Origin of the sequence: Nocardia sp. NPDC047654 (genome assembly GCF_043205035.1) — a bacterium.
Taxonomy (GTDB): Bacteria; Actinomycetota; Actinomycetes; order Mycobacteriales; family Mycobacteriaceae; genus Nocardia.
The window spans coordinates 829,671-855,143 of sequence record NZ_JBIDDF010000002.1; the positions used below are offsets into that span (position 1 = coordinate 829,671).

Genomic DNA, 25,473 nt, shown 5'->3' on the forward strand with positions numbered 1-25,473 from the left:
CCAACTCGCCCCTCGTCCGGCACGATCCAGCCTAGTTCACCGTCTCAGCCGCTCATCGTGAACGATTGGCCGTGGACTCCTCGACAATGGTGAGCACCTCCGAAGCCGCTCTGGTCGCTGCGCCGGGCGCGTCCTTCCCGATGCTGAGCATGCAGATGGAGCCGTGCTCGAGGTGTTCAACCGGCTGCACGAGACATCGTTGCGGGACCGCGCTGCTGCGGGACGCAGGCAATGGAATCCCGCCGCCCGCCGGATCGCGGCGGGCGGCGGTGGTCGTTACGAGACGACGGGCAGGTAGACGGCGTTGCCTTTGCCTGCGAATTCGGCGGACTTCTCCGCCATGCCCGCTTCCAGCGCCTCGACCTCGTTCAGGCCGTGGCGCTCGGCGTATTCGCGCACGTCCGCCGAGATTCGCATCGAGCAGAACTTCGGGCCGCACATCGAGCAGAAGTGCGCGGTCTTGGCGGGTTCGGCGGGCAACGTTTCGTCGTGGTACTCGCGTGCGGTGTCCGGGTCGAGGGACAGGGCGAACTGGTCACGCCAGCGGAATTCGAAACGGGCCTTGGACAGTTCGTCGTCCCGCTGCTGGGCGTGCGGGTGTCCCTTGGCCAGGTCGGCGGCGTGCGCGGCGATCTTGTAGGTGATCACGCCGACTTTCACGTCGTCGCGGTTGGGCAGGCCCAGGTGTTCCTTCGGCGTGACGTAGCAGAGCATGGCGGTGCCCGCCTGCGCGATGATGGCCGCGCCGATGGCCGAGGTGATGTGGTCGTAGGCCGGTGCGATGTCGGTGGCGAGCGGGCCGAGCGTGTAGAACGGCGCCTCCTCACACCACTCCTCCTCGAGCCGGACGTTCTCCACGATCTTGTGCATCGGCACGTGACCGGGGCCCTCGATCATCACCTGCACGCCATGGGATTTCGCGATCTTGGTCAGCTCGCCCAGGGTGCGCAGCTCGGCGAATTGCGCCTCGTCGTTGGCGTCGGCGATGGAGCCGGGCCGAAGGCCGTCGCCGAGGGAGAAGGTGACGTCGTAGCGCGCGAGGATCTCGCAGAGTTCCTCGAAGTGCGTGTACAGGAACGATTCCTGGTGATGCGCCAGGCACCAGGCCGCCATGATCGACCCGCCGCGCGAGACGATGCCGGTCACCCGCTTCGCGGTCAGCGGGATGTAGCGCAGCAGCACGCCCGCGTGCACGGTCATGTAGTCGACGCCCTGCTCGCACTGCTCGATCACGGTGTCGCGGTAGATCTCCCAGGTGAGCGCGGTCGGGTCGCCGTTCACCTTCTCCAGCGCCTGGTAGATCGGCACGGTGCCGACCGGGACGGGGGAGTTGCGCAGAATCCACTCGCGCGTCTCATGGATGTTCTTGCCGGTGGACAGGTCCATGATGGTGTCCGCGCCCCAGCGGGTCGCCCACACCATCTTCTCCACCTCCTCGGCGATCGAGGAGGAGACGGCCGAGTTGCCGATGTTCGCGTTGATCTTGACCAGGAATTTCTTGCCGATGATGGTCGGCTCGAGTTCCGGATGCTTATGGTTGGCCGGGATCACCGCGCGGCCGGCGGCGACCTCCTCGCGCACCAGCTCCGCCGCGACGCCTTCGCGCGCGGCGATGAAGCGCATCTCGGGCGTGACGATGCCCTCGCGGGCCCAGGCGAGTTGGGTGCGCGGGCCCGACCCCTCGGATCTGGTCCAGGTGTCACGCAGCTTCGGTAGACCGCCTTCGAGATCGATCGTCGCAGTCTCGTCGGTGTACGGCCCCGACGTGTCGTAGACGTCGAAGTGTTCGCCATTGGTCAGATTGATCCGGCGCACCGGTATGCGCAGGTCTTCGACTTCGAGATAGTGCTTGACGCTGCCCTCGATGGGGCCGGTTGTGACGCTGTCGACGGGTGTGGTTGCGCCGTCGGACGCAGCGGCGGGTGCCATCTTTTCCTCCCTACGCCGGCATTACCCGGTCAGGTTCATACGGTCGACGGCCCTGACGCCTCTCGGCTAGCCGTCCTCTCAGCCCACTGGTGCGAGCCCCCGTTGGTTGTGAAATTTTCCCGCCCGACCATACCCGGACCGCCCGGCCGCGTGCCCGGCGATTCGCCGCGATCGAGCGAACTCCCAGGCAGCGGCATCGGGGGCGAGTGCCGAGGCGCGGTCGAAAGTCGCGTGCGGGGACGAGGCGCTGCTGAATACCCGGGCGACCGGTCAGGCGCTCGGGAAGGTGTGGCGGCGGACTCCGCGCGCCGAACAGGCGGTGGAATCGGCCTGGCAGCATGCGTGTCCGGTCGGTGTGCCGCCGACGGCGAGGGTGCCCGACCAGGCGGCATGCCCGGGATTTTCGGTCGAGATCACGAGTCTTCCGGCTCGGCCGAATGGCCGGGCGCGCCGCGGGTGCGGCGGGCTTCTTTCATCTCGGCTTCGTAGAGGTGGCGGCGGCCGTCGAGCAATTCGTCCCGGGCGGCCCGTTCGATGTCGCGGAACAGGGCGTAGTAGCCGTCGTCGTATTCCTCGATGATCTGGAACGTCCATCGTCCGGCGAGCACGTTGCGACCGATCAACTCGGTGGATATCCGGTCGGCGATGTGGGCGTGGCCCGCCTCGCGGAACAGCTCCACGGCATCGTCGAGCGCCAGGTCGGCGCCGCCGGTCAGCTGGTGGAAGGCGTACAGGTGACCGCGGGCGCGTTCGATGATCTCCAGGGCCTCCGAGAGTTTGCCGGTGGCGGCGACGGTGGTGTCGTCGACGCCATCGGGCCTGCGGTGCGCTACGTCCGGGCGATCGGTCATGACCTCGCTCCTTGTCTGGCGGATGCAACCGTAGCCGCGGCGTACCCGGAAGGGGGCGAGCTCAAGCGCTGGAAGATTGCTGCTGCGCTCGGCGGAGCGGGGGACTTTCGCCGCCGTCGGCGCGTTCCACGCGGATCGGTGGCGAGTCTTCAGCGACGGCCGAACCGCTGCCGAACGGCCGACGACAGACCGCGGCACTACCGCTCGGCAGCGGGACTCAGCGCGGATGCGCGGGACCGATGCGGCCGGTGACCTCGCCAAATCCGATGCGGGACGTGCGGGGACCGGGAGCCGATGCCGTGATCGTCACTTCGTCGCCGTCTTCGAGGAAGGTGCGTTGCCCGTCGTTCACCGGAATCGGTCGACTCCCACCCCAGGACAACTCGATGAACGACCCGCGCTGGTCCGGTTCGGGGCCGGAGATGGTGCCCGAGGCGTACAGATCACCGGGACGGGTGGAAGCTCCGTTCGCGGTGAGATGAGCGAGCATCTGGGCCGGTGACCAGTACATCCGGGCATAGGGCGGGTGCGCGACCGGTTGCCCGTTCCACGCCACGGTGAGATCGATGTCCAGGCCCCACGCCTCGTTACCCAGCAGGTAGGGCAGTGGCGGGGGCGACTGCTCGGGCAGCGGTATGCGCGCGGGCTCCAGGGCGGCCAGCGGGGTGATCCACGGTGAGAGCGAGGTCGCGAACGACTTACCGAGGAAAGGCCCGAGCGGTTGATACTCCCAGGCCTGGATATCGCGTGCGGACCAATCGTTGACCAGCGCGACGCCGAAGACCCGGTCGGCGAACTCGTCGATGCCGACCGGCACGCCGAGCCGCGAGCCGACACCGATCACGAAGCCGAGTTCGGCCTCGATGTCCAGCCGCCGCGAGGGGCCGAACTCCGGCGCGCCGGATTCGGATCGGCGCTGCCCGCACGGCCGCGCCACCTCGGTGCCGGACACCACCACGGTCCCCGCCCGCCCGTGATAGCCCACCGGCAGGTGGCGCCAGTTCGGCAGCAACGGGTCACCGTCCGGCCGGAACAGGCGGCCGAGGTTCGTCGCGTGATCGATGCTCGCGTAGAAGTCCACGTAGTCGCCGATCCGTACGGGCAGCCGCAGTTCCACGTCGGACAGGGGATGGACGGCGGCGCTGTCCAGCTCGCCTTCGACCGCCTCGCGAATCCGGTCGCGGACCGCGCGCCAGCGTACGGGGCCCTGCGCCAGGAAGGCGTTCAGGCTCGGTTCGGCGAACACCGGATCATCCAGGAGCGCGAGCACATCGATGACGTGTTCGCCGAGCCGCACACCCACCCGGTGGCTTCTTCCGCGCGGCGCGAACACCCCGTACGGCAGGTTGTCCGGACCGAACAAGGACTCCGGGGGTACCTCGACCCTGGTCCTCACGCGGGGCCCCGCCCCGACCAGGTCCACGCGTAGGTCGGGTCCTCGCAGGCCAGGGCGCATTCACCGAGTTCCAGCGGGCGGAAGGTGTCCACCATGACGGCCAGCTCGTCGAAGTACTCGATGCCGATGCTGTTCTCGTAGGCGCCGGGTTGCGGACCGTGGGCGTAACCGCCGGGGTGCACCGACACCGATCCCTGGGTGATCCCGGAACCCTTGCGCGCTTCGTAATTGCCGCCGCAATAGAACATGACCTCGTCGGAATCCACGTTGGAGTGGTAGTACGGCACGGGGATCGACAGCGGGTGATAGTCCACCTTGCGCGGCACGAAATTGCAGATGACGAAGTTGCCGCCCTCGAATGCCTGATGGACGGGCGGCGGCTGATGGATGCGCCCGGTGATCGGCTCGAAGTCGGCGATATTGAATATGAACGGATACAGGCAGCCGTCCCAGCCGACCACGTCGAACGGGTGGGTGGCGTAGACCATCCGGGTGCCGACGACCTGCCCGCTTGTCCGGTGCTTGACCAGCACTTCCACCTCGGTGCCGGTCGCGGTGATCGTCTCGGCCGGTCCGTGCAGGTCGCGCTCGCAGTACGGGGCGTGCTCGAGCAGCTGACCGAACTTCGACAGGTAGCGCTTCGGCGGAGTGATGTGGCCGGTCGCCTCGATCACATACGCCCGCAACGGTTCCGGGCCGGTGGGCCGCCAGCGATGCGTGGTGGCTCGCGGAATGAGCACTTGATCGCCCTGCCGCGCGGGCAGTGCGCCGAACACGGTCTCGACCACCGCCGCGCCGGACTCCACGTACACCAGTTCGTCGCCGATCGCGTTGCGGTACAACGGCGATCCGCCCTTGGCGACGACGTAGGAGATGCGCACGTCGGCGTTGCCGAGCAGCAACCGCCGCCCGGTGACCGGATCCGTCTCCGACGGCGTGTCGCCGGGAAACAGGTTGTGCAGCCGCAGATGACGATGGCGCAGTGGATGATTCGGCGTGGTCCGCTGATCGGGCAACTCCCAGACCGTCGAATCGACCAGCGCAGGCGGCAGGCCGCGGTGATAGAGCAGCGAGGAGTCGCCGGAGAAGCCCTCCTCGCCCATCAGCTCCTCGTAGTAGAGCCGGCCCTGCTCATCCCGATGCTGGGTGTGCCGCTTCGGCGGTACCGCACCCACTTGCCGATAGAACGCCATGACCGTTCCTCCGCCAGCCGGTGGTCGGATAGTTGATCACCATCGTAGTGCGGCCGCGCCGCCTATCAGGCGTTTCGCAGGGCGCGGTAGACCGCAGCCCCGACGAACGCGCCGAGATCCGCCGGTGTCCAGCCGTCCTGGTCCGCGAGCAGCGCGCGCACCGCCCCCTCGCCCGCGGAGACCCACTGCTCCACCAGCACGGGCAGCTTGCGCTCGGCGTCGGCGGTGCCCCAGGCGCGCAGCGTCGGTCGCAGAAGCTTGGCGCAGCGCTCGATGACCAGCTTCCGGCCGCGACCGAACGAGTTCGCCACGGCGGGGTCGGGGTTGCCGTAGACCAGCCGCCAGGCGTCGGGGCGGCTCGCGGCCTTCGTCAGCAGCGCGCGGAACCCCTCGACGAACACGGTCTCGTCCGCGTCCACGTCGCGCGGCGTCACCACCTCCAGCACGCCGCTGACCAGGTAGCCCTCCTCGCGTTGGATCAGCGCCTCGATCAGCTCGACCCGATCGGCGAAGCAGGCGTAGACCACCGGCCTGGTCACGTTCATCCGCTCCGCGATCGCGGCCATGGTGACCGCGGCGATGCCGTTGTCCACGGCGATGGCGAGCGCGGTGTCGAGTACCTGCGGGCGGCGGCGCTCCGGGCCGAGGTGCTGCGCCCGCTGCCGTTGCCCCATGGCCGAGTCGCTGTTCACTGCGCCCAGCCGGGCGCCGGTTGCCCTGTTCCCGCTGCTGCGGCGGGGGAAGGGCGGCTGCGCCGGGCGGGTCACGAGGGCCCGGATCCGTCGGCGAATTCGGCGATCACCGGAGCGTGGTCGCTGGCGCCCTTGCCCTTTCGTGCCTCGCGATCGACCATCGCGTCCGTCACGGTGGCGGCGAGCGCGGGGGAGGCGAGGATGAAATCGATGCGCATCCCCTCTTTGCGCGGGAAGCGCAGCTGGGTGTAGTCCCAGTAGGTGTAGACGCCCGGCCCGGGCGCGAACGGACGCATGACGTCCGCGTACCCGGCGTCCACGACGGCCTGGAAGGCGTCGCGTTCCGGTTTCGACGTGTGCGTCTTGTCGGCGAAGTACTCCACGGACCAGACATCGTCGTCGGTCGGCGCGATGTTCCAGTCGCCCACCAGCGCGATCTCGGCCTGCGGGTCCTCGGCCAGCCAGCGTGCGCCGTTGTCCCGCAGCGCGGCAAGCCATTCCAGCTTGTATGCGTAGTGTGGGTCGGCCAAGTTGCGGCCGTTGGGCACGTACAGGCTCCACACCCGCACGCCACCGCAGGTGGCCCCGATCGCGCGGGACTCGACGACCGGCGTGCTGATCAGCGACTCGCCCGCGTCCTTGTCGAAACCGGGTTGATCGGGGAAGGCGAATTCCACGTCGGTGAGGCCGACTCGGGAGGCGATCGCCACTCCGTTCCACTGGTTGATGCCCAGGTGGGCCACTTCGTAGCCCAGTTCGTCGAAGCGCTCGAACGGGAACTGGTCGTCCCGGCACTTGGTCTCCTGAAGGGCCAGCACGTCGATGTCCTGGCGGTCGAGCCAGTCCGCGACACGGTCGAGCCGGGAGCGGATCGAGTTGACATTCCAGGTGGCGAGACGCACGGCGGCCTTCCTTCGCGCGGGTGACAGGTCTGTTCTACCGCAGGCCGCCGGGCCCGGCGAGTGGCTCCGGCGCGGCGTAGCGGTAGGCGTGGTGTTCGACGAAGCCCAGTTCGCGATACATCGCTCGGGCCGCCTCGTTGGTGGCCTCCACCTGGATGTAGGCGTGGGTCGCGCCGCGGTCGTGGCCCCAGCGCACCAGTTCGGCGCAGACCAGCGAACCGAGCCCGTGCCTGCGATGCGCGGCGGCGACGGCCACACAGGTGAGGCCGACCCAGCGGCGTCCGTCCGGGGCGGTGGTGAGCGCGCCGCGGCCGATCGCGATGGGACGCGGCAGGCCGAGCGAGGCGAAGCCGAGTTGGCCGTCGAGGACCGCGGTCAGCACCTCGGGATCCGGTGCGGCAATCGCCTGCCCGGTGTGAACTTCGCCGCCGTAACGGTGCGTCTCCAGCCAGTCGGCGTCGGGGGCGGCGGCGATCCGCACCATCGAAGGACCCTGAGGCAGCACGAAATTGTCGATGTCGATGGCGAGCATGAGCGTTTCTCGCCAGCTGTGCCAGCCGGGCGGCACGGGGGCCAGCCGATCGGGCAGCGCGAGCTGCAACGGCAGGCCGTGCGCGGTGTACCACTCGCCGATACGGTGCAGCGTCTCCGCGGACACGGTGGCGGGCGCCTCGGAACTGCCCAGCGGCACAGCGGAGTTCGCCCGCCCGGTGTACCCACCGCCCGCACGCGCCAGCCAGCCGTCGATCCACGCGTGTTCCACGCCCGGCCAGGCGTAGGCGGCCGCGGCCTCCAGTGCGCGGATCTCCTTGGTGCGAATCGGCCTTGGACCGAGCGCTTTCAGCGCCACCACGCGCTCCGGCGCCACCGAGACGACCGTGCCGTCGGCGCCGCGCACGGTCGGCGGATCCAGCGCGACGAGTTCGCCGATCACGTCGGTCAACGGTTGGGGATAACCCGCGGGCAACCGATAGCGCAGCACCACGCGGCGGCCCAGCGGAATATCGGGCAGGCCGGCGGCGGGGTCAGTCGTCATGCCCGAACGGGTCGGGATCGGTGCCGGGCAGCCAGCTCAAACCCGGTGTGCCCCAGCCGTTGCGTTTGATCGCCTTCTTGGCGGCCCGTGCGTTGCGGCCGATCAGCACGTCCACATAGAGGAACCCGTCCAGGTGCCCGACCTCGTGCTGGAGCATGCGGGCGAAGAAACCCTTGCCCTCCACCTCGACCGGCTCGCCGTGCTCGTCGGTGCCGGTCACCTTCGCCCATTCGGCGCGGCCGGTGGGGAACTGCTCGCCGGGTACCGACAGACAGCCCTCCTCGTCGTCGTCCGGGTCGGGCATCGACTCCGGGATCTGCGAGGTCTCCAGTACCGGGTTGACCACCACGCCGCGGCGCCGGGTCGCGGCGCCGTCCGCGCCCAGGTCGGGACAGTCGTAGACGAACAGGCGCAGCGGAACACCGACCTGGTTGGCCGCGAGACCGACGCCGTGCGCCGCGTCGAGCGTCTCGTACATGTCCGCGATGAGCGGAGCCAATTCCTCCGGCGATCGGGTGACCCGTTCGGTCGGGTTGTGCAGAACCGGGTCGCCGACGATCACGATCGGGAGGATTGCCATGGGCCAATTATTGCCGTGGGTGCCACGTCACAGCGCTCCGGGTACCGCAGCTACCGGCAGGTAGGGAACACGCCGCGTCGTGGCCCGGGCGATTCCCGGGCTGCGTGGTTGAATGTTCCGCGACGTACAAGCACCATTTTCGTCTGGTGGTCACTCGGCGAGGGAGCGAGATGGACGGCGCAGCGGCACGGAATCTTTCCGAGAGCCAGGACGACCCTTCCGCGAGCGAAGATGTCACGACAGGGCAGGCTCCGGCCGACCAGGCGGACGGCTCCGGGTTGAGCCGTCGCGAACTAGACATCCTGGCTTTCGAGCGGCAGTGGTGGAAGTACGCGGGGGCCAAGGAGGAGGCGATCCGCGAGCTGTTCGCCATGTCGCCGACCCGCTACTACCAAGTGCTCAACGCGGTGGTCGACCGGCCGGAGTCGCTGGCCGCCGACCCGATGCTGGTGAAGCGGCTGCGCAGGCTGCGCGCGAGCAGGCAGAAGGCGCGTGCGGCGCGGCGGCTGGGATTCCAGGTCTGACCCGGCGATGCGGACCCGGACCCGCCCCGTGCGACTAGGCTCGCGAGGGTGAGCTACCCGAATCCCACCTCCGGTGGGCCACCGTTGCGCGCCCTTGCGATGGTGCTGATCGCGTTGGCCATCGTCTTCGCCGGTCTGGGCGCGATGTCGTTGTCGAGTTCCGACGCCGACAGCGACGCCTCGGGGACCAGCGAATCGCCCACCTCGAGCGCGACGGCCGCGCCCCAGATCCCGGCGAGCACGACCACGCCCAAGGCGGCGACCTCGGTCGCGTCCTCGTCCACCGCGGTGGCGACGGTCACGCCGACCACGACCGCCGCGCCGACCACCTCCACGGCGGCCCGTTCGGTCCCGGTGCGCGTGCTGAACAACAGCATGGTGCCCGGACTCGCCGCCAAGACGGCGGGCCAGCTCTCGGCGAGCGGGTGGACGATCGCGGAAACGGGTAACTACCCCGGCGCGAGCATCTCGAAAACCACCGTGTACTACGGCACTTCGCCCGGCGACAAGGAGGCGGCGCAGGCCGTCGCGGACGAGCTCGGCGCGTCGGTGGCGCCGAAGACGGACGGAATCGGGGACACCGGACCGGGTGTAACGGTGATCGTCACGGGTAACTGACCCGTGAGGCCGCTGTTCGCACGCTCGGACCGGCGAACGTGAGGTGAGGGCGCGCCGCCCTGTCGGGGACACGGCATGGCGGCGTGGCATCATCTTGTCCGGTAACGAACGTGTCCACCCAGCTTTACTCGTAAACTCGGTACTCGTAAAGGAGTTCCCCGATGGCCCCGTCCACAACTCGCCGCCCGTCCTGGCGGACTGTGACCCCGGTGCTCGCGGTCGCGGTGTTCGGCCTCGCCGCCTGCTCGAACAGCCAGGAGTCGAGTGACGTCCAGGGAACCACCCCGCCGGTGTGGACCGGGTCCGCCGCCCCCGCCGGGCAGTCGAGCACCGAGCACGGCGCGCCGAGCACGGAGCAGGGGGTGAACGTGCAGTTGAAAGACCCCTCGGGCGCCTCGGTCGGCACCGCGAACTTCGCCAAGGACGGCAACCACCTGCAGGTCACCGTCGAGGCCCACGGGCTGCGCCCCGGCTTCCACGGCCTGCATGTGCACCAGGCGGGCAAGTGCGAGCCGAACTCCGTCGCACCGACCGGCGGCCCGGCGGGCGATTTCCTGTCCGCCGGTGGCCATCTGCAGGTGGGCAGCGCCAACGCGCACCCGGCCAGCGGTGATCTGACCTCGCTGGAGGTGCGTGGCGACGGCGTCGCCAAGCTGGTCACCACCACCGACGCGGTGACGTTGGACGACGTGAAGGGCAAGGCCCTGATCATCCACGCCGACGCCGACAACTTCGGCAACATCCCCAATCGTTACAACCGCGCCGATGGCGTCGCGGGTCCGGACGAGACGACCCTAGCGACGGGTGACGCGGGCGGCCGTGTCGCCTGTGGCGTGATCCAGTAGCGCGGTGGTATATGGCCGGGGCAGGAATCGAGCACGTTCCCTTCGAAGGTTCGCCCCGGCCCACGATCGGGGTCGAATGGGAGATCGCCTTGGTGGACAAGGTGACCCGCGACCTGTCGAATACCGCCGCCGCGGTGTTCGATTCACTCGGTGAGCTGCGGGCCCACGACGGCACACCGCAGGTGACCAAGGAGTTGCTGCGCAACACCGTCGAGTTCGTCACCGGCGTGCACGACACCGTGGGGGCGGCGGTGGAGGACCTGACCGGCACCATGAACACGGTGCGGCGCGCGGCCGACCCGCTCGGCGTCGACCTGTTCTGCGCGGGCACCCATCCGTTCGCGCAGTGGTCGGCCCAGCAGCTCACCCGGTCGGAGCACTACGACGAGCTGATCGAGCGCACGCAGTGGTGGGGGCGCCAGATGATGATCTGGGGCGTGCACGTGCACGTCGGAGTATCTCACCGCGACAAGGTGTTTCCGATCCTCAACTCGTTGCTGCTGTCGTATCCGCATCTGCTCGCGCTGTCGGCGGGCTCGCCGATGTGGTCCGGATCGGACACCGGCTACGCCAGCAACCGGACGCTGATGTTCCAGCAGCTGCCGACCGCGGGCCTCCCGTTCCAGTTCGAGAACTGGACCCAGTTCGAGCATTTCGTGCACGACGAGGTCAAGACCGGTGTGTTCACCCAGCTGGGCGGCATGCACTGGGATATCCGCCCGGCGCCCAAATGGGGCACCATCGAGGTGCGGGTCTGCGACGGCATCTCCACGCGCGCCGAACTCGCCGCGCTGGCCGCGCTCATCCATTGCCTGATCGTCGACCTGGATCAGCGAGTCGAGAACGGCGAAACCCTGCCCACCCTGCCGCCGTGGCATGTCCAGGAGAACAAGTGGCGGGCCGCCCGGTACGGGCTGGACGCGATCATCATCACCGATGCCGACAGCAACGAGCGCTTGGTCACCGACGACCTGGACGATCTGCTGAACCGGCTGGAGCCGACGGCGGCGCGACTGCACTGCGCGGACGAGCTCGCGATGGTCGCCGAGATCCCCAAGCGGGGCGCGTCCTATCAACGGCAGCGCCGCGTCGCCGCGGCGTCGCAGGGCGACCTGATCGCGGTGGTGGACGCGCTGGTCGAGGAGCTGAGACAGTAACGTCCGGGCGCGGATAGGTCGGCTGTCGTTCAGCTGGCCAGGGGGATGGCGTTCATCCCCCGTTTACTATGGTCGGATGCTAGTCGAAGACCCGGGTGCCAAAGCAGGAAGCGCGGTATCGCGCCGTCCCGTACCGCGGACCCGGGTCCGTGTCGCCGCGGCGGTGGCCGCGGTGCCTGTCCTGCTGATCGTGTTGCAGGTCGTCGCTGTCCGGCAGGGGTTCGACGGCCCGCTGGAGAGCGTGGCGCGGGACTACATCGGCACCCCCAAGTCCATGTCGGTGCCCTGGGCCGGGCTGGTCCTCGCGCTGGTGGGCATCTCGGCCCGCCGCAGGCTGGTCGCGGTGGGCGCCGCGGTCGCCGTCGACGTGGTGTGGGCGGGCGCCCGCTTGCTGGCCGGAGAGCCGTTCGTGATCGGGAACGGACCGGTGATCGTGCTGACCGGCCTGGCGCTGGTGGCCTGGCTGCGCTGGTCGGGCGCCGAACGGCGGAACGCGCTGCACGCGGCCGCGCTCGGCGCGCTGCTCATCCTGGCCACCAAGGTCGGCGATGTCTGGCTGCACGTCACCGTGATCGGCAGGCCGACGGTGCTCGACGAATACGTGATCCTGGCCGACCACGCGCTGGGCGATCCGTCGTGGGTGCTCGGCCGGGCGGTCGACGCGCTCGGGCCGGTGGTCTACGCGGTGCTGCACTGGGTCTACATCGAGCTGCCCGTAGCGGCCATCGTCGTGGCGGTGTGGCAGCTGCGCGGGGTGGTGTCGTCGGGCCGGTGGCCGTCGCACTATCTGGTGCGGACCTTCCTGGTGCTCGGGCTGATCGGTCCCCTGGTGTACGTGCTGTTCCCGGTGGTCGGGCCGATGTTCGCGTTCGGACCGGACGGAAACGGGCTGCAATTGGGCAACTACTGGCCGGGTGTGGTGCCGCCGATCGACCGGAATCCGCTGCCGCTGCCGTTCGACGCGGCGATTCCGCGCAACTGCATGCCCTCGATGCACACGGCCTGGGCGCTGTCGGTGTTCCTGCACACCCGCCGCGACAGCGACGGCGAGCCGGCCCCGGCCTGGCTGCGCTGGGGCGGCGCGTTCTGGCTGCTGGCCACCCTCACCGCCACCCTCGGTTTCGGCTACCACTACGGCGTCGACCTGGTCGCGGGCGCGGTGCTGTGCCTCACCGTCGAATCGGCGCTGCGCGAGCCGGAGCGCGGCTGGGGATGGTTCCGGGTCCGGCTGATCGGCTCCGGTGTGGTCGTCTTGGCCGCGCTACTGCTGGCCTACCGCTACCTCGCGGTGCCGATGGCCGAGTACCCGGTGCTCGCGGGCACGGTGGTGCTCGGGCTGCTGGCCGGACTGGCGGCGGCGTTCCACGCGACGTGGTTCGTGACCGTGCGGCAACCGCTGCGGGCCGAACGAGAGGTCGAGCCCGCCACGCCCTGAGCGGGGTCCGGCCGAGCCGGCCTGCGCGGGGTCGAGCCCGCCACGCGCTGAGCGGGCTATTCCACGTCGTCGTCGCGCAAAGCGTTGACGCGCAACAGACCGTCACGGTAGCGCTGCTCGCGGTAGGCGGTGCGGCCGATGAGGTGGGCGATCACCGGGGCCGTGAGCAGGGTGAACAGCCCGACCAGCACCAGCGTCCAGACGTTGCCGTGCCCGCGCAGCTGGATCGCGGCGCCGGCCAGCACCAGGATCAGCCCGATGACCTGCGGTTTGGTGGCGGCGTGCATCCGGGTGAGCGTGTCGGGGAAGCGCACGATCCCGATCGCCGCGGTCAGCGCCAGCGTCGAGCCGAACAGGATCAGGGCGCCCGCGAGCGTGTGCCAGAGGTTCATTTGTCGTCCCGCACGCGGAATCGGGACACCGCGGCCGAGCCGAGGAATCCGACCAGCGCCAGCGCGACGATCGCCGGCACCACGGTGGTGTCGGCGCTGTAGGCCGCCCACACGGCCAGGCCGGAGGCGGCGATGGCCATCAGCGAGTCGACCGCGACTACCCGGTCCAGCGTGCTGGGCCCCATGACGACACGGTATGTGGTGAGCAGCCCGGCCGCGGTCAGGATGACGGCGGCGATCACGGCGACGACGGTCACGATGGCACCTCCGGGAGCGCGGCGGTCCGGGAGCGCGGCCAGCCGGTCGGACGCTCGAACGCATCGATCAGCAGGCGTTCCAGCCGCCGGGTGATCCGGTGGAACTCGTCCACGGCGGCGTCGCTGCCGACGTCGAGGACGTGGACGTAGACGACCCAGCGCTTGCGATCGATCTCCAGCACCATCGTGCCGGGGATCAGGTTGAGCACATCGGTCCACAGCACCAGCACCAGATCCGATCTCGTGCGGGCGTATACCCGCAGCACCCCGGACACCGGCATCGGAGCCGGGCGGATCGCGAACCAGGCGACCTGGAGGCTCGACTCCAGCGCGTAATACGCGCTCGACACGATCAATGCGACCAGCGGAAGCGGGTTCAACCGGCCGGACACCGGCACGCGCGGCAACGGCAGCGCCAGCATGATCAGCGCGGCGACCACCAGCCCGCCCAGCAGGTTCGCGACGCTGAGATCGCCCCACAGGGCGAGCCAGACCATGGTGAGCCACGCGAGTACGCCGATTCGGACGACCGTCTCGCGCTGTCGGCCGCGTCCGCTCTGCTCGACGCTCATCGCGGGCCTCCCGGATCGCCGCGCGAATCACCCAGTACCGCACCGATGTACACGCCGGGGTCGCGCAGGTCGGCCGCGGCCCGGTCGGCGATCGTGAGAATCGGGCCGGCCAGCACGGTCAGGCACAACCCGACCGTCACGAGCGCCGCGGTGGACAACACCATCAGCGGCGGCATCCGGCCGGGGTCGGTGCGCTCGTCGTAGTGCACGTCGGTCGCATCCTCGATGAGCGTCGGAGGCTTCGCCGCCGTGAGATGGCCCTCCGGCGCGTCCGCGCGGGGCCGCCAGAACGCTTTGCTCCACACCCGGGCCACGGTATAGAGCGTGAGCAGGCTGGTGAGCACGGCGCCCCCGACCAGCACCCAGGCCAGCGCGCTGCCGCGCTCGGCGCCCGCCTGCAAGAGCGCGACCTTGCCGATGAACCCGGAGAACGGCGGTATTCCGCCGAGATTCAGCGCGGGGATCAGGAACAGTACCGCGAGCAGCGGGCTGGCGGCGGCGAGCCCGCCCAGTCTGCGCAGCGAGGTCGATCCGGCTTGCCGCTCGATCAGGCCGGCCACCAGGAACAGCGCCGTCTGCACCAGGATGTGGTGCGCCACGTAGAACACCGCGCCCGCCAGCCCGGACGCGGTGGCCAGTCCGACCCCGAACACCATGTATCCGATGTGGCTGACCAGCGTGAACGACAGCAGACGGCGGATGTCGCTCTGCGCTATGGCGCCGAGGATGCCCACGAGCATGGTGAGCAGGCCGCACACCAGCAGCACCGAGTCGAAGCCGCCGTCGGGGAACAACAGCGAGTGGGTCCGGATGATCGCGTACACACCGACCTTGGTGAGCAGGCCGGCGAACACGGCGGTGACCGGAGCCGGGGCGGTCGGGTAGGAGTCGGGCAGCCAGTTCGACAGCGGGAAGACGGCCGCCTTGATGCCGAACGCCACCAGCAGCACCGCGAAGATCGCCGTGCGGGTGCCGTCCGGCACGGCGCCGAACCGGACGGCGAGCTGGGCGAGATTCAGCGTTCCGGTGGCCGCGTAGGTCAGCCCGATGCCGGTGAGGAAGATCAGCGACGAGACCATCGACACCATCACGTACGCCACGCCCGCCCGGATGCGCTCGGTGGTCGCGCCCACCGTCAGCAGCACGAACGAGGCCGCGAGCAGGATCTCGAAGCCCACGAAGAGGTTGAACAGGTCACCGGCGAGGAAGGCGGCCGAGACACCGGCGGTCAGCACCAGATACGTGGGCCGGTAGATGGAGGTGGGCTGCCGTTCGTCGCCGTCGCGGATGTTCTGGCCAGCGCCGTAGAGGGCGACCGAGAGCAGCACGATGGACGAGACGACCAGCATCGCCGCGGAGAGCCGGTCCACCACCAGCGTGATGCCGATCGGGGCGGCCCAATTGCCGACCTGCAACGCGGTGGTTCCGTCCCGGTCGGCCAGATACAGCAGCAACCCGCAGATCACCACGACGGCGGTGAGCGCGCCGACGATGACCACGCTCTGGATGCGGGGCCTGCGACCGAACACGAGGGTGGCGGCGGCGCCCAGCAGCGGAACGAGCACCGGCAGCGGCGCGAGGATCGGCAGCAGGCCGGGCGAGAGGTTCACGTCTCCGGATCCTCTCCGGCACGCCGCCGGGCGACATCCTCGTCTTCCTGGTCGTTGGCGACATCGTCGCTGGTGGTGAGCATGTAGGCGCGGTAGGCGAGGGCGAGCACGAATGCCGCGATGCCCATGGTGATCACGATGGCGGTGAGCACCATCGCCTGGGCGAGCGGGTCGGCCATCTCCTCGGTCTCGGCCGTGCCGCGGATGGGCGGCTTGCCGTTGCCGCCGCCCGCGGTGAGGATCAGCAGGTTCACCGCGTTGCCGAACAGGATCAGCCCGAGCAGCATCTTCGACACCGCGCGTTCCAGGAGCAGATACACCCCGCACGCGACCAGGATGCCGATCACGATCAGCAGGGTCAGATTCGCCGTCATGCGCCGGAACCGCCCTTCGTGGCCGGGGTATCGGCGTCGGCCAGCTCGCTGTCCAGCCTCGCGCCGAGGCTGCGCAGGACGTCCAGCACCAGGCCGACCACGATGAGATAGACGCCGAGATCGAACAGCAGCGCGGTGACTACTTTGACGTGGCCGATCACCGGCAGCGAGACCTCGATGATCGCCGAGGACAGCGGCGGCGCGCCGAGCAGCAGCGACGAGACCGCGGTGCCCGCGGCCAAGGTGAGGCCCGCGCCGAGAACATGGCCCGCGTCGACGGGGAGCGCCTCGCCCAGTTCGTAGCGGCCGCCCGCGAGATACCGCAGGGTCAGCGCGAGCCCCGCGGTGAGTCCGCCCGCGAACCCGCCGCCGGGCGCGTTGTGGCCGGAGAAGAAGAAGTAGACCGACAGCACCATGATGGTCGGGAACACCAGCCGCGTGGTGATCTGCAGGACCATCGACCGATCGGCCCGGTCGACCAACCGGCCCGCGGGCAGCCAGCTCACCAGTTCCGGGTCGTAGTCGGGGGAGTCCGCCGCGCGCGGGGCGCTGCCGAAACGCCTGCTGCGGAACACCAGGGAGGCGACGCCGGTGGCGGCGACGACGAGCACCGAGATCTCGCCGAGGGTGTCCCACGCCCGCAGGTCTACGAGCAGGACGTTCAGGGCGTTCTTTCCACCACCGAATGTGTAGGCGGCTTCGGGAATCCTGGGCCAGACGGGTTCGGCGGTGCGCGCCGCGACGGCGAATCCGGCCAGGACCGCGACCACCGTTCCGGTCCCCGCGGCCAGAATCGCCCTGCGGATCTTGAACGCGGTCCTGCGGCGGGCCTCGATCCGCGCGGGGAAGGCGCGCAGGACGAGGACGAAGATCACCAGTGTCAGCGTCTCCACCAGGAATTGGGTCAGCGCGAGGTCGGGCGCGCCGTGCAGCGCGAAGATCACGCCGCTGCCGTATCCGGTCACGCCCACCACCAGCACGCTCGCCAATCGGTTGCGCAGCACCGTCGCGGCGAGCGCGGTCACCGCCATGATCACGCCGACGGCCGCTTGCAGCGGCGAATCCCACAGGCGCAGCGTGACGCCGGTGCGGGTGCCGAGGGCGAGCAGGACGGTCGGCAGGATGATCAGGGTGACCAGGATCGCCGCCTGGCTCAGCGGCAGCGACCCGCGTTGCACGGCGCCGGTCATTCGCAGCGAGAGCGTATCCATCGCGCGCAGCGTGGCGTCGTAGGCGCGGTCGGCGTTGCCCAGGCGCGGGTGCGCCGATTCGGTGAAGCGGGCGCGCAGCCGGTACAGCCCGACACCGACCGCGACGATCAGCAGCGTCCACGCGAGCGCGGGGGTGAAGCCGTGCCACAGCGCCAGATGGGAAAGCGGGGGTCCGGCAAGCGTTTCGGCATAGGGGCGCAACCGTGCGTCCAGCCAGGACGGCGCGAGACCGGCCGCGAGGCTCGCGGCGGCGAGGATCACCGGTGCCGCCAGGAAAAGCGCGCCCGGCGGGTGCCAGCGGAGGCGATCCTCGGATTCCCGCCCGACGACGGGCACTTCGCTCGGATGGTGGGCCAGGGGCGCGGCGCCGGGAGCGGGTTCCGGCTCGACACGCTTGTCCGCGAAGGCGCCCCAGACGAACCTGATGCTGTAGCCCACGGTCAGCATCGAGCCGAGCACCACCCCGGCGAACACCGCGCCGCGGGCGGGCGCGGCGAGTATGTCCGCGTCCAGCACGGCGCTCAGTGCGCTCTCCTTACCGACGAAGCCGAGCAGCGGCGGAATGCCCGCCATGCTGAGCGCGGCGAGGATCGCGGTGGCGCACAGCACCGGCGCCCGGCGGCCGAGACCGGACAACCGGCGTAGGTCGCGGGTTCCCGCACCGTGATCGATGATCCCGACCACCAGGAAAAGGCTCGCCTTGAACAGCGCGTGCGCGACGATCATCGTCACTCCGGCCAGCGCTGCGGCGGGCGTGCCGAGGCCGACCAGCACGATCAGGAAGCCCAGCTGGCTCACCGTGCCGAAGGCAAGCACCAATTTCAGATCCACGACCTGCAGTGCGCGCAGCCCGGCCAACAGCATCGACGCCAGGCCGAGGGTGAGCACCAGCGGGTGCCACACCGGGTTGTGCGCGAACGCCGGTGCGAGCCGGGCGATCAAGTACACACCGGCCTTCACCATGGCCGCGGCGTGCAGGTACGCGCTCACCGGCGTCGGCGCGGCCATCGCGCCGGGCAGCCAGAAATGCAAGGGCACCACGGCGGATTTGGTGAGCGCACCCACCAGCAGCAGCGCCACCGCCACGTCGACGGCCGTCCCGCTCGGGGCGCCGGACAGCAGATCCGACAGCAGATAGCTGCCGTTCGCGGTGCCGAGCACGACGATGCCGGCCAGCATCGCCAATCCGCCGGCCCCGGTCACCAGCAGCGCCTGGATCGCGGCTCGTCTGCTGGCCGCCTGCTCGGCGTTGTGGCCGATCAGCAGGAACGACAGCACCGTTGTCGCTTCCCAGAACACGTAGAGCAGCACCATGTTGTCGCTGGTGACCAGCCCGAACATGGCCCCGGCGAACGCGACGAGCTCGGCGGCGAACACCCCCAGCCGCGGCTCGTCGTTGGCGAAGTACCTGGCGCAGTACACCAGCACCAGCGCTCCGATGCCCAGCACGAGCAGGCACAGGATGGCAGCGAGGGTGTCGAAACGCAGATCGATGTTCAGGCCGATGCTCGGCGCCCAGGTCAGCCGGACGCGCTGCGGCTCGGACCAATTCGCGATCACCCAGGCCGAACTGCCGAGCGGGACCGCGGCCAGCAGGTAGAAAGCATTGCGCCCCAGTGCCCGCACCCCCAGCGGAGCCACCAGGGCGGCTGCGGCGTGCACGAGCAGGATTGCGAGCAAACTTCACTCCGTCGAGTCGGGGCGGCGGGGTGTTCGGGACAAGCCTACGGAAAGCCTGCGTCTTTCGCGGCAGGGGTGAGTATGGCGTCCGCCATCCCCGCGAATCGGGGCTATATATCCGCTAACGATTCGCTTTCCGGTTGCCCTTTCGGTTGCGGCTTGCAGCGCGGCCGCAATTTCCGCAGCATGATCAGCCCGATCGCACTGCCGATGACGATGGCCAGCGCGGTGCGCCCCGGCGTCGCGTCGTGTACCGCCACGTCCTCGCGCCAGTCGTTGACCCGGTCCGGCATCACCGACACCGCCGAAGGAAGGTAGAGCGCGGTGAGCGCGAGCACACCGCCGGGCGGGTAACGCGGCCGCACCGTCCCGCAGCAGTAACCCGCGGTCAACGCGATGATCGCGCTGATCACGGCGAAGGCGACGGTACCCGAGGACGTCGAGGTGACCTGGGCGAAGACCGTGATGCCGATGAGGAACAGAATGGCGAGAGCGGTCGAGGGCATCCGGGAGCCGATGAACAGTCCGGCGGCGGTCAACGCGATGAGCACCGCCGAGGTCCAGCCGGGCCGGACGGCGTAGCCGACGGCGTCGACCGCCGCGGTGAGGCTCACGGCCAGGTACACGCCGGTGCCGTCGCGGCCGGGCAGCAGCATCGCCGCGGCGGTGGCGCTGACGATGGTCGCGGCGACGACGATCCCGATCTCGATCGCGTGACTCTCGGCGGGCAGTTTGCTGTACTGGCGACCCAGCCATTCCGTGCCGGCCAGTACCACCAGCGCGAGCACCATGGCGGCGAGGATCGGGGTCACCGGCAGAGCGATCGCCATCCGCGGCGTCTCGGGCTCCTCGGTGCGCTTCCAGTTGTGCAGGGTGCTGATCACCAGCAGGGCCAGTGCGGCGCCGATCATCCAGCGGGTCGGGGTCTCCAGGACCGCGTACGGACCCGCGTTGACGTCGAGCAGGTTCGCCAGATCGCCGAAGCCGAAGAATCCGACGCCGCCCACCGCGAACGCGGCGCCCGGCCACGGTCTGCGCAGCACCACGGCGCCCAGCGCGCCGAGCAGCACGGCGGCGCAGATCGAGTCGATGTAGTTCTGCGTGGTGAGCATCTCGGCCGTCGCCACGTGGCGTCCGGCGAAGTGATTGATCAGCTGGGCCAGCGCGGCGGCCGTCGCCGTGGCCCACCCGATCAACGGCCGCTTGGTCGTGGTGACCAGTACCGCGACCGCCACGGCGACGATCACTCCCAGCGCCGCGCTGCGCGGCACGCTGTCGAGCAGACCGGCGATCCGGTACGACGTGGACTGGCCTCGGGTGCTGACGGTGACCGGCAGGAACAGCGTGACACCCGCGACCGCGGCTCCCGTGAAGGCCGTGGTCGCGTCGACAATGTCGCCGACCCTGCGCACGGTTGTCGAACATACCCGTGGTGCGTGTGCGATCTAGCGATTGCCAGATATTCGCTCGAAAATGTCTCCCGTGGGAAAAGCGCGGATCACGCTAATTTGCCAGAGATTGACTGAGGTGCGCTGACTGCTCGTCGCCTACCCCCGGCTGTCCGCATAGCGGCGCAGCGTGTCGATCTGCGACGGATCCAGCGAGGGCCGGACCACCGTCTGGGCGGCCAGCACGTCCGCGGCGCTGACATCGGCGGCACGCATGTCCCGGCGCATCGCCGTGAGCGCGGACTCGCGCAGCAGCGCGGCGCAGTCGGCGGCGGAGTAACCCTCCAGTTCCTCCGCGAGGGCGTCGAGATCGACGTCGGCGGCCAGCGGCACCGCACGCCCCGCGGTGCGCAGGATTTCCCGTCGGGCGGCGGCGTCCGGCGGCGGTACGAAGACCAGCCGTTCGAGCCTGCCGGGGCGAAGCAACGCCGGATCGATCAGCTCCGGCCGGTTGGTCGCGCCCAGCACCACCACGTCGCGCAGCGGCTCCACGCCGTCGAGTTCGGTGAGCAGCGCCGCGACCACCCGGTCGCCGACACCCGCGTCAGCACTTTGCCCGCGGCGTGGCGCCAGCGCGTCCACCTCGTCCAGGAAGATCAGCGACGGCGCGGAATCGCGTGCGCGCTGGAACAGTTCCCGCACCGCTCGTTCCGACGAGCCGACCCACCGGTCCAGCAGTTCGGCGCCCTTGACCGCGTGCACACTGAGCTGACCGGTACCGGCCAGCGCGCGCACCAGGAAGGTCTTGCCGCAGCCGGGCGGGCCGTAGAGCAGCACCCCGCGCGGGGGCTCGATGCCGAGGCGGGCGAAGGAGTCGGGGTGCCGCAGCGGCCACAGCACCGCCTCGGTGAGCGCCTGCTTGGTTTCCGCCATGTCGCCGACGTCGTCGAGGTGCAGGCTGCCGATGGCGAGTTCCTCCGTGCCCGAGCGCGACAGCGGCCGGATGACCTCCAGCGCGCCGACCAGGTCGGGTTGGGTGAGCTGTGGATTGCCGTGCTCCCTGGCCCGCGACGCCGCGCGCAGCGCCGCCTCCCGGCACAGCGCCGCCAGATCGGACACCACGAATCCGGGTGTACGGGCCGCGATCTCCTCGAGTTTCAGACCCGCGGTCGGCACCCGGCGCAGCAGCTGCTCCAGCAGCGCCTTGCGCACGGCGGCGGTGGGCAGCGGCAGCGCGAGTTCGCGGTCGCACAGGTCCGGCGCCCGCAACCGCGGGTCGATGTCGGCGGGATGCGCGGTGGTGGCGATGAACGCGACGCAGGGTTCGGCGATCGCGGCGCGCAACTGGTCCAGGATGAGCGTGGCGACCGGCTCGGCGTCGGCGGGCAGCAGCGCGTCGATGTCGGTGATCAGCAGGACCCCGCCTTTGCCGCAGCCGATGTCGGCCACCGCCTCGGCGACCTCGCGCAGCCGCGCACCGCTCTCGGCCGCGCCGATGGTGGGGCCGTCCAGTTCCACTATGCGCCGCGGCGCCGCGACCGCGCGGGCCAACGTGGCCTTGCCGACGCCTGCCGGGCCGGTGATCAGCACACCGAGATGCGGTCGTGCGCCGAGGGTGCGCAACAGCTCCGGCTCGTCCAAGGCGAGGCTGAGCCACTCCTGGAGCTTCGCGGCTTGGGTGCGCGCGCCCGCCAGGTCTTCGACCGAGATGCTCGGTGTGACATCGCCTGCCACCGCGACGCCGTCGGCGTCCGTGACCACACCCGGGGCGACGGCTCCGCCCACGCCGCGGGATGCCGCGTCCACCGTGAGCGGTGCTCCGGCCGAAGCCGGGATATCCCACCCGCCGACCGCGCCCGCACCCCAGGTCACCGCGGTATTCGGCTGCACGCTCACCGGGCCGCGCGGATCGGTGGCGGTGACGGTGAGCAGCTCTGTGGTCCAGGCGATGCCGAAGGTGCGCGACAGCGCCTGGGTGGCCGCCGCGGAGCTGATGTCGGGACCGAGGTCGCGCGGTAACAGGGAGACCGCGTCGCCGATCGTGACGACCTTCCCGAGCAACGCCTGCCGCAGCGTGGCGGCCGGAATCGTGCGGGTGGCGTGCAGCGAGCCGCTCACCGTGATCTGTTTCGCGCCGTAGACGGTCGCGGGGGAGACCACCACGGTCGCGTCCTCGCGCAGCCCGGCGTTGGACAGCGTCACGTCGTCGAGCAGGGCGACTCCGGCGGGCGTTCCCGGACGGGCGACGCCGACCACCGCGGCCGTGCGGCGGGAGCCGACCAGCATGATTCCGTCCCACTCGCGCAACCCGAGCGCGGTCAGCGCCTCCGGATGCAGCCGGACCACCCCGCGACGGGCATCGGCGGCCGAGGGATTCAGGCGGGCGGTGAGTGCCAGTTCTGCCACTGTGCCATTCTGCCGCGCGGCCCGCGATCGGTCACGGTTCGTCGTCCCGCAATACGTGGACGGCTACTTCTTCACGATTCCGGCCGCGACCGCGACCGAGGTGTCGGCAACGCTCGGCGCCAGGCAGACCAGCTTGGCGGTGCCCAGCGCGACGTTCGGGCTGCCGTCGAACGGGCCGCCGGGGTTCTCCGCCAGGATCTGCTCGATCAGCGCTTTCTCCTGGTCGGTGTCGAGCTTGCGGAACTCACCGCAGGTGGTGCTCGACGCGGGACCGAGGGAGGAGTCGCGCTGCTTGGTCGTGACCGGGGCGGCGGTGTCCGACGGGGAACTCGGCGTCGCGGTGCCGGGAGCGGTCGTGGTGTGCGCGACCGAGGCGGAGGTGCTCGTGCTCGCGGCGCCTTTGCGCAATCCGTTCGCGTCGGCGGATTCGTCCCCTCCGCCGCAGCCTGCCAGCAGGAAACCCACCGTCCCGGCGATCAGGACGATGGCGGAAGTTCGTTTCATACCGTGCTTTCCCGGGTGGATCGTGGTGCCGGAGGCCCCGGCGTTCGCAGCAGCGTACCGGTTGCGGCGGGGTCAGTGGATGTGTGCCTGCCAATCCGCGGGAACCCGTTCGCGCGGGCCCGGCACGCCCTGATCCGCAGGATGACTGCGCGGTGGCGCCAATTCCGGTCCGCCGCTGTACATCTCTTCGGTCTCGAAGTTGTAGAACCACTCCTCGCCCGGTTCGAAACTCTGGATGAACGGATGGCCGGTGCTCTCGGCGTGCGCTGAGGCGTGCTGCGCGGGCGAGGTATCGCAGCACCCGATGTGCCCGCACTGCGCGCAGCGGCGCAGATGCACCCACCAGCCGGAGGTCTGCTCGCACTCCAGGCAACCCGGCCCGCTGGGGGGTATCGCGGGGTCGATGCCTGCGAATTGCTCGGTCATGACTGCCCTTCCGTGTCGGTTGCGGCGACAGGTTCCTGTTCGGGGCGGCGCAGCGGCAGCCAGACGGTGAACCTGGTATCGCCCGGCTCGGAGTCCACCCGGATGTCGCCGTTGTGCTTGTTGACCACGATGCGGAACGAGATGTCCAGCCCGAGGCCGGTGCCCTCGCCCATCGGCTTGGTGGTGAAGAACGGTTCGAAGATCCGGTTGCGGGCCTCCGGCGCGATGCCAGGCCCGGTGTCGCCGATCTCCACGACGGCGCAGTCGTTCTCGTGCCTGGTGCGGATGGTCAGCGTACCGGCGCCGTTCATCGCGTATACCGCGTTGTCGATCAGGTTGGTCCACACCTGGTTGAGCTCGGCCGCGTAGCACGGCACCTGCGGCAGGGTCCGGTCGTATTCCTTGACCACGCGGACGCCGTCGCCGATCTTGCGGCTGAGCATCACCAGCGTGCTGTCCAGCAGGTCGTGGATGTCGACCACCTGGAACGGCGCACGGTCCATCTGCGAGTACTGCTTCGCGGCGCCGACCAGCGAGGAGATGCGCGTCGTCGAGTCGGCGATCTCGTTCATCAGCAGCTCGGTCTCGATGGTGTAGTTCAGCCAGCGGATCGCCCCTTGGAACACCTGTTCCGGAGCGCCATCCAGGGTGGCGGCCACCCGCTCGAGCCAGTCGGTGTCGAATCCGGCCTGCACGAAGTTCGGCGCGAGGTTCCAGCCGTCGGTGATCCCGTGCTCCTCGAGCCATTCGCCGAGCATGTCCTCGCGGTCGGCGGCCTCCATCGGCGTCAGTTCCGGCGCCTTCGCGACTTGGGCCGCCGCCTCCTCCTGCAGGCGCACCAAGGCTCCCAGCGACGCCGGGTCGAACTTGCCGTCCGCCATCATCGCCAGCTTGTGCCGCATGCCCGCGACCCGCTCGCGCAGGCCCGAGGTGGCGCGCACCGCGGCGGCGGCCGGGTTGTTCAGCTCGTGGGTGAGGCCCGCCGACAGCGAGCCGAGCGCCAGCAGCCGTTCCCGCTCACCGATGCGGGCGTTGGTGTTGCGGTTGCCGAAGAACACGCCCTCCAGCAGGTGCACGGCCATCGGGAACCACTCGTGCATCATCCGGGAGAAGATCTCGGCGTCGAGCACGTAGAACCGCGACGGCCGCGTCACCTGCATGGTCCCGCTATAGGTCTGGTCCACCTTCTCGCCGATATAGGACATCCAGGCGCCCGCGTAGGAACCCCGGTGCTCGGTGCGGACCAGCTCGATCTCCGCGCCGCCCGACTGTTTGGTGAGCACCACCTCGCCGTCCATCAGCACGTACAGGCAGGTGGCCGGATCGCCCTCGCGGAAGACGACGCCCGGTTCGATGGTCTCGATCCGCCCATCGGCGCACAGCCATGCCAGCTGCTCGTCGGTCAGCTTCTCGAACAGGAACAAACCGCGCAGCTCGGCGGGGTCGCACACCGACCGGCTGCTGCGGTCGGCGGTCTGGTTCGAAGTCATCTGCG

The 25,473-nt window shown here is 69.8% G+C and carries 25 protein-coding genes and 1 riboswitch; of the genes, 5 read left to right on the forward strand and 20 right to left on the reverse strand.

The features are described from left to right. Positions 1-276: 276 nt before the first annotated feature. From thiC to ACGF7Y_RS12260, 8 genes are all read right to left on the reverse strand, one after another. Positions 277-1,929: a phosphomethylpyrimidine synthase ThiC gene (thiC, locus tag ACGF7Y_RS12225; RefSeq protein WP_393232536.1), complete on the reverse strand. Its 1,653-nt coding sequence runs from the start codon at positions 1,927-1,929 to the stop codon at positions 277-279. Further along, positions 1,920-2,042: riboswitch (TPP riboswitch) on the reverse strand. (Overlaps the previous gene by 10 nt.) A 300-nt stretch (positions 2,043-2,342) precedes the next feature. Next, positions 2,343-2,780 (reverse strand): hypothetical protein, encoded by a 438-nt coding sequence (locus ACGF7Y_RS12230; RefSeq protein WP_393232538.1) that lies wholly within the window; start codon positions 2,778-2,780, stop codon positions 2,343-2,345. A 217-nt stretch (positions 2,781-2,997) separates the two neighbouring features. Continuing rightward, positions 2,998-4,176, reverse strand: coding sequence for a fumarylacetoacetase (gene fahA, locus ACGF7Y_RS12235; protein ID WP_393232541.1), 1,179 nt, complete (start codon positions 4,174-4,176; stop codon positions 2,998-3,000). Continuing rightward, positions 4,173-5,369, reverse strand: coding sequence for a homogentisate 1,2-dioxygenase (locus ACGF7Y_RS12240; RefSeq protein WP_393232544.1), 1,197 nt, complete (start codon positions 5,367-5,369; stop codon positions 4,173-4,175). The genes fahA and ACGF7Y_RS12240 overlap by 4 nt, the downstream gene beginning before the upstream one ends. 65 nt (positions 5,370-5,434) lie before the next feature. Continuing rightward, complete coding sequence (locus ACGF7Y_RS12245) at positions 5,435-6,061, reverse strand: TetR/AcrR family transcriptional regulator (protein WP_393232546.1); 627 nt, start codon at positions 6,059-6,061, stop codon at positions 5,435-5,437. A gap of 71 nt (positions 6,062-6,132) precedes the next feature. After that, a complete protein-coding gene (locus ACGF7Y_RS12250) occupies positions 6,133-6,963 on the reverse strand; it encodes an exodeoxyribonuclease III (protein WP_393232549.1) in 831 nt (276 codons plus the stop codon). Positions 6,964-6,997: 34 nt separating this feature from the next. Next, entirely contained in the window at positions 6,998-7,999 is a 1,002-nt protein-coding gene (locus ACGF7Y_RS12255) for a GNAT family N-acetyltransferase (protein WP_393232552.1), read from the reverse strand. Next, positions 7,989-8,579: a peptide deformylase gene (locus ACGF7Y_RS12260; protein WP_357122565.1), complete on the reverse strand. Its 591-nt coding sequence runs from the start codon at positions 8,577-8,579 to the stop codon at positions 7,989-7,991. The genes ACGF7Y_RS12255 and ACGF7Y_RS12260 overlap by 11 nt, the downstream gene beginning before the upstream one ends. 170 nt (positions 8,580-8,749) lie before the next feature. Between ACGF7Y_RS12260 and ACGF7Y_RS12265 the strand changes: the two genes are divergently transcribed. Continuing rightward, positions 8,750-9,103 (forward strand): DUF3263 domain-containing protein, encoded by a 354-nt coding sequence (locus tag ACGF7Y_RS12265; protein ID WP_393232555.1) that lies wholly within the window; start codon positions 8,750-8,752, stop codon positions 9,101-9,103. Positions 9,104-9,156: 53 nt separating this feature from the next. Here the strand turns inward: ACGF7Y_RS12265 and ACGF7Y_RS12270 are convergent, their stop codons facing one another. Next, positions 9,157-9,480, reverse strand: a complete 324-nt coding sequence (locus ACGF7Y_RS12270) for a hypothetical protein (protein WP_393232557.1) — start codon at positions 9,478-9,480, stop codon at positions 9,157-9,159. On the opposite strand from ACGF7Y_RS12270, the gene ACGF7Y_RS12275 reads away from it, so the two are divergent. From ACGF7Y_RS12275 to ACGF7Y_RS12290, 4 genes are all read left to right on the forward strand, one after another. Next, positions 9,464-9,721, forward strand: coding sequence for a LytR C-terminal domain-containing protein (locus ACGF7Y_RS12275; RefSeq protein ID WP_393232560.1), 258 nt, complete (start codon positions 9,464-9,466; stop codon positions 9,719-9,721). The two genes, ACGF7Y_RS12270 and ACGF7Y_RS12275, sit on opposite strands and share 17 nt — an antisense overlap. A 161-nt stretch (positions 9,722-9,882) precedes the next feature. Further along, the gene (sodC, locus tag ACGF7Y_RS12280; RefSeq protein ID WP_393232562.1) at positions 9,883-10,566 is read left to right on the forward strand and encodes a superoxide dismutase[Cu-Zn]; all 684 of its coding nucleotides are present in this window, start codon (positions 9,883-9,885) and stop codon (positions 10,564-10,566) included. Positions 10,567-10,577: 11 nt separating this feature from the next. After that, on the forward strand, positions 10,578-11,723 hold the full coding sequence (locus ACGF7Y_RS12285) for a glutamate--cysteine ligase (protein WP_393232565.1): 1,146 nt from the start codon (positions 10,578-10,580) through the stop codon (positions 11,721-11,723). 76 nt (positions 11,724-11,799) lie between these two features. Further along, on the forward strand, positions 11,800-13,158 hold the full coding sequence (locus ACGF7Y_RS12290; protein ID WP_393232567.1) for a DUF5933 domain-containing protein: 1,359 nt from the start codon (positions 11,800-11,802) through the stop codon (positions 13,156-13,158). 56 nt (positions 13,159-13,214) lie between these two features. Here ACGF7Y_RS12290 and mnhG read toward each other — a convergent pair whose 3' ends face one another. The 11 genes from mnhG to ACGF7Y_RS12345 form a co-directional block, all read right to left on the reverse strand. After that, positions 13,215-13,550: a monovalent cation/H(+) antiporter subunit G gene (mnhG, locus tag ACGF7Y_RS12295; protein ID WP_393232570.1), complete on the reverse strand. Its 336-nt coding sequence runs from the start codon at positions 13,548-13,550 to the stop codon at positions 13,215-13,217. Continuing rightward, positions 13,547-13,807 (reverse strand): monovalent cation/H+ antiporter complex subunit F, encoded by a 261-nt coding sequence (locus ACGF7Y_RS12300; protein WP_393232573.1) that lies wholly within the window; start codon positions 13,805-13,807, stop codon positions 13,547-13,549. Before ACGF7Y_RS12300 ends, mnhG begins: the two co-directional genes overlap by 4 nt. Further along, positions 13,804-14,379 (reverse strand): Na+/H+ antiporter subunit E, encoded by a 576-nt coding sequence (locus ACGF7Y_RS12305; RefSeq protein ID WP_393232575.1) that lies wholly within the window; start codon positions 14,377-14,379, stop codon positions 13,804-13,806. Before ACGF7Y_RS12305 ends, ACGF7Y_RS12300 begins: the two co-directional genes overlap by 4 nt. After that, positions 14,376-15,989: a Na+/H+ antiporter subunit D gene (locus ACGF7Y_RS12310; protein ID WP_393232578.1), complete on the reverse strand. Its 1,614-nt coding sequence runs from the start codon at positions 15,987-15,989 to the stop codon at positions 14,376-14,378. Before ACGF7Y_RS12310 ends, ACGF7Y_RS12305 begins: the two co-directional genes overlap by 4 nt. Then, complete coding sequence (locus ACGF7Y_RS12315; RefSeq protein WP_393232581.1) at positions 15,986-16,363, reverse strand: Na(+)/H(+) antiporter subunit C; 378 nt, start codon at positions 16,361-16,363, stop codon at positions 15,986-15,988. The genes ACGF7Y_RS12310 and ACGF7Y_RS12315 overlap by 4 nt, the downstream gene beginning before the upstream one ends. After that, positions 16,360-19,254, reverse strand: coding sequence for a Na+/H+ antiporter subunit A (locus ACGF7Y_RS12320; protein WP_393232583.1), 2,895 nt, complete (start codon positions 19,252-19,254; stop codon positions 16,360-16,362). The genes ACGF7Y_RS12315 and ACGF7Y_RS12320 overlap by 4 nt, the downstream gene beginning before the upstream one ends. 110 nt (positions 19,255-19,364) lie before the next feature. After that, a complete protein-coding gene (locus ACGF7Y_RS12325; RefSeq protein WP_393232585.1) occupies positions 19,365-20,666 on the reverse strand; it encodes a hypothetical protein in 1,302 nt (433 codons plus the stop codon). Positions 20,667-20,801: 135 nt separating this feature from the next. Next, positions 20,802-23,048, reverse strand: coding sequence for an AAA family ATPase (locus ACGF7Y_RS12330; RefSeq protein ID WP_393232588.1), 2,247 nt, complete (start codon positions 23,046-23,048; stop codon positions 20,802-20,804). 63 nt (positions 23,049-23,111) lie between these two features. Continuing rightward, the gene (locus ACGF7Y_RS12335) at positions 23,112-23,552 is read right to left on the reverse strand and encodes a hypothetical protein (RefSeq protein ID WP_393232590.1); all 441 of its coding nucleotides are present in this window, start codon (positions 23,550-23,552) and stop codon (positions 23,112-23,114) included. Positions 23,553-23,624: 72 nt separating this feature from the next. Continuing rightward, positions 23,625-23,978, reverse strand: a complete 354-nt coding sequence (locus ACGF7Y_RS12340) for a UBP-type zinc finger domain-containing protein (RefSeq protein ID WP_393232592.1) — start codon at positions 23,976-23,978, stop codon at positions 23,625-23,627. Beyond that, on the reverse strand, positions 23,975-25,468 hold the full coding sequence (locus ACGF7Y_RS12345) for an ATP-binding protein (RefSeq protein ID WP_393232595.1): 1,494 nt from the start codon (positions 25,466-25,468) through the stop codon (positions 23,975-23,977). The genes ACGF7Y_RS12340 and ACGF7Y_RS12345 overlap by 4 nt, the downstream gene beginning before the upstream one ends. Between the last annotated feature and the right edge of the window lie 5 nt (positions 25,469-25,473).

Excerpts from the sequence above, each read along its gene's own strand:
- ACGF7Y_RS12315 (WP_393232581.1), bottom strand. The coding sequence starts at position 16,363 with ATGACGGCGAATCTGACCCTGCTGATCGTGATCGGCATCCTGGTCGCG.
- ACGF7Y_RS12240 (WP_393232544.1), bottom strand. The coding sequence starts at position 5,369 with ATGGCGTTCTATCGGCAAGTGGGTGCGGTACCGCCGAAGCGGCACACC.
- ACGF7Y_RS12285 (WP_393232565.1), top strand. The coding sequence starts at position 10,578 with ATGGCCGGGGCAGGAATCGAGCACGTTCCCTTCGAAGGTTCGCCCCGG.
- ACGF7Y_RS12255 (WP_393232552.1), bottom strand. The coding sequence starts at position 7,999 with ATGACGACTGACCCCGCCGCCGGCCTGCCCGATATTCCGCTGGGCCGC.
- ACGF7Y_RS12265 (WP_393232555.1), top strand. The coding sequence starts at position 8,750 with ATGGACGGCGCAGCGGCACGGAATCTTTCCGAGAGCCAGGACGACCCT.
- ACGF7Y_RS12335 (WP_393232590.1), bottom strand. The coding sequence starts at position 23,552 with ATGAAACGAACTTCCGCCATCGTCCTGATCGCCGGGACGGTGGGTTTC.
- ACGF7Y_RS12290 (WP_393232567.1), top strand. The coding sequence starts at position 11,800 with ATGCTAGTCGAAGACCCGGGTGCCAAAGCAGGAAGCGCGGTATCGCGC.
- ACGF7Y_RS12270 (WP_393232557.1), bottom strand. The coding sequence starts at position 9,480 with ATGCTGTTGTTCAGCACGCGCACCGGGACCGAACGGGCCGCCGTGGAG.
- ACGF7Y_RS12260 (WP_357122565.1), bottom strand. The coding sequence starts at position 8,579 with ATGGCAATCCTCCCGATCGTGATCGTCGGCGACCCGGTTCTGCACAAC.
- mnhG (WP_393232570.1), bottom strand. The coding sequence starts at position 13,550 with ATGAACCTCTGGCACACGCTCGCGGGCGCCCTGATCCTGTTCGGCTCG.
- ACGF7Y_RS12345 (WP_393232595.1), bottom strand. The coding sequence starts at position 25,468 with ATGACTTCGAACCAGACCGCCGACCGCAGCAGCCGGTCGGTGTGCGAC.
- ACGF7Y_RS12305 (WP_393232575.1), bottom strand. The coding sequence starts at position 14,379 with ATGAGCGTCGAGCAGAGCGGACGCGGCCGACAGCGCGAGACGGTCGTC.
- ACGF7Y_RS12230 (WP_393232538.1), bottom strand. The coding sequence starts at position 2,780 with ATGACCGATCGCCCGGACGTAGCGCACCGCAGGCCCGATGGCGTCGAC.
- sodC (WP_393232562.1), top strand. The coding sequence starts at position 9,883 with ATGGCCCCGTCCACAACTCGCCGCCCGTCCTGGCGGACTGTGACCCCG.
- thiC (WP_393232536.1), bottom strand. The coding sequence starts at position 1,929 with ATGGCACCCGCCGCTGCGTCCGACGGCGCAACCACACCCGTCGACAGC.
- ACGF7Y_RS12340 (WP_393232592.1), bottom strand. The coding sequence starts at position 23,978 with ATGACCGAGCAATTCGCAGGCATCGACCCCGCGATACCCCCCAGCGGG.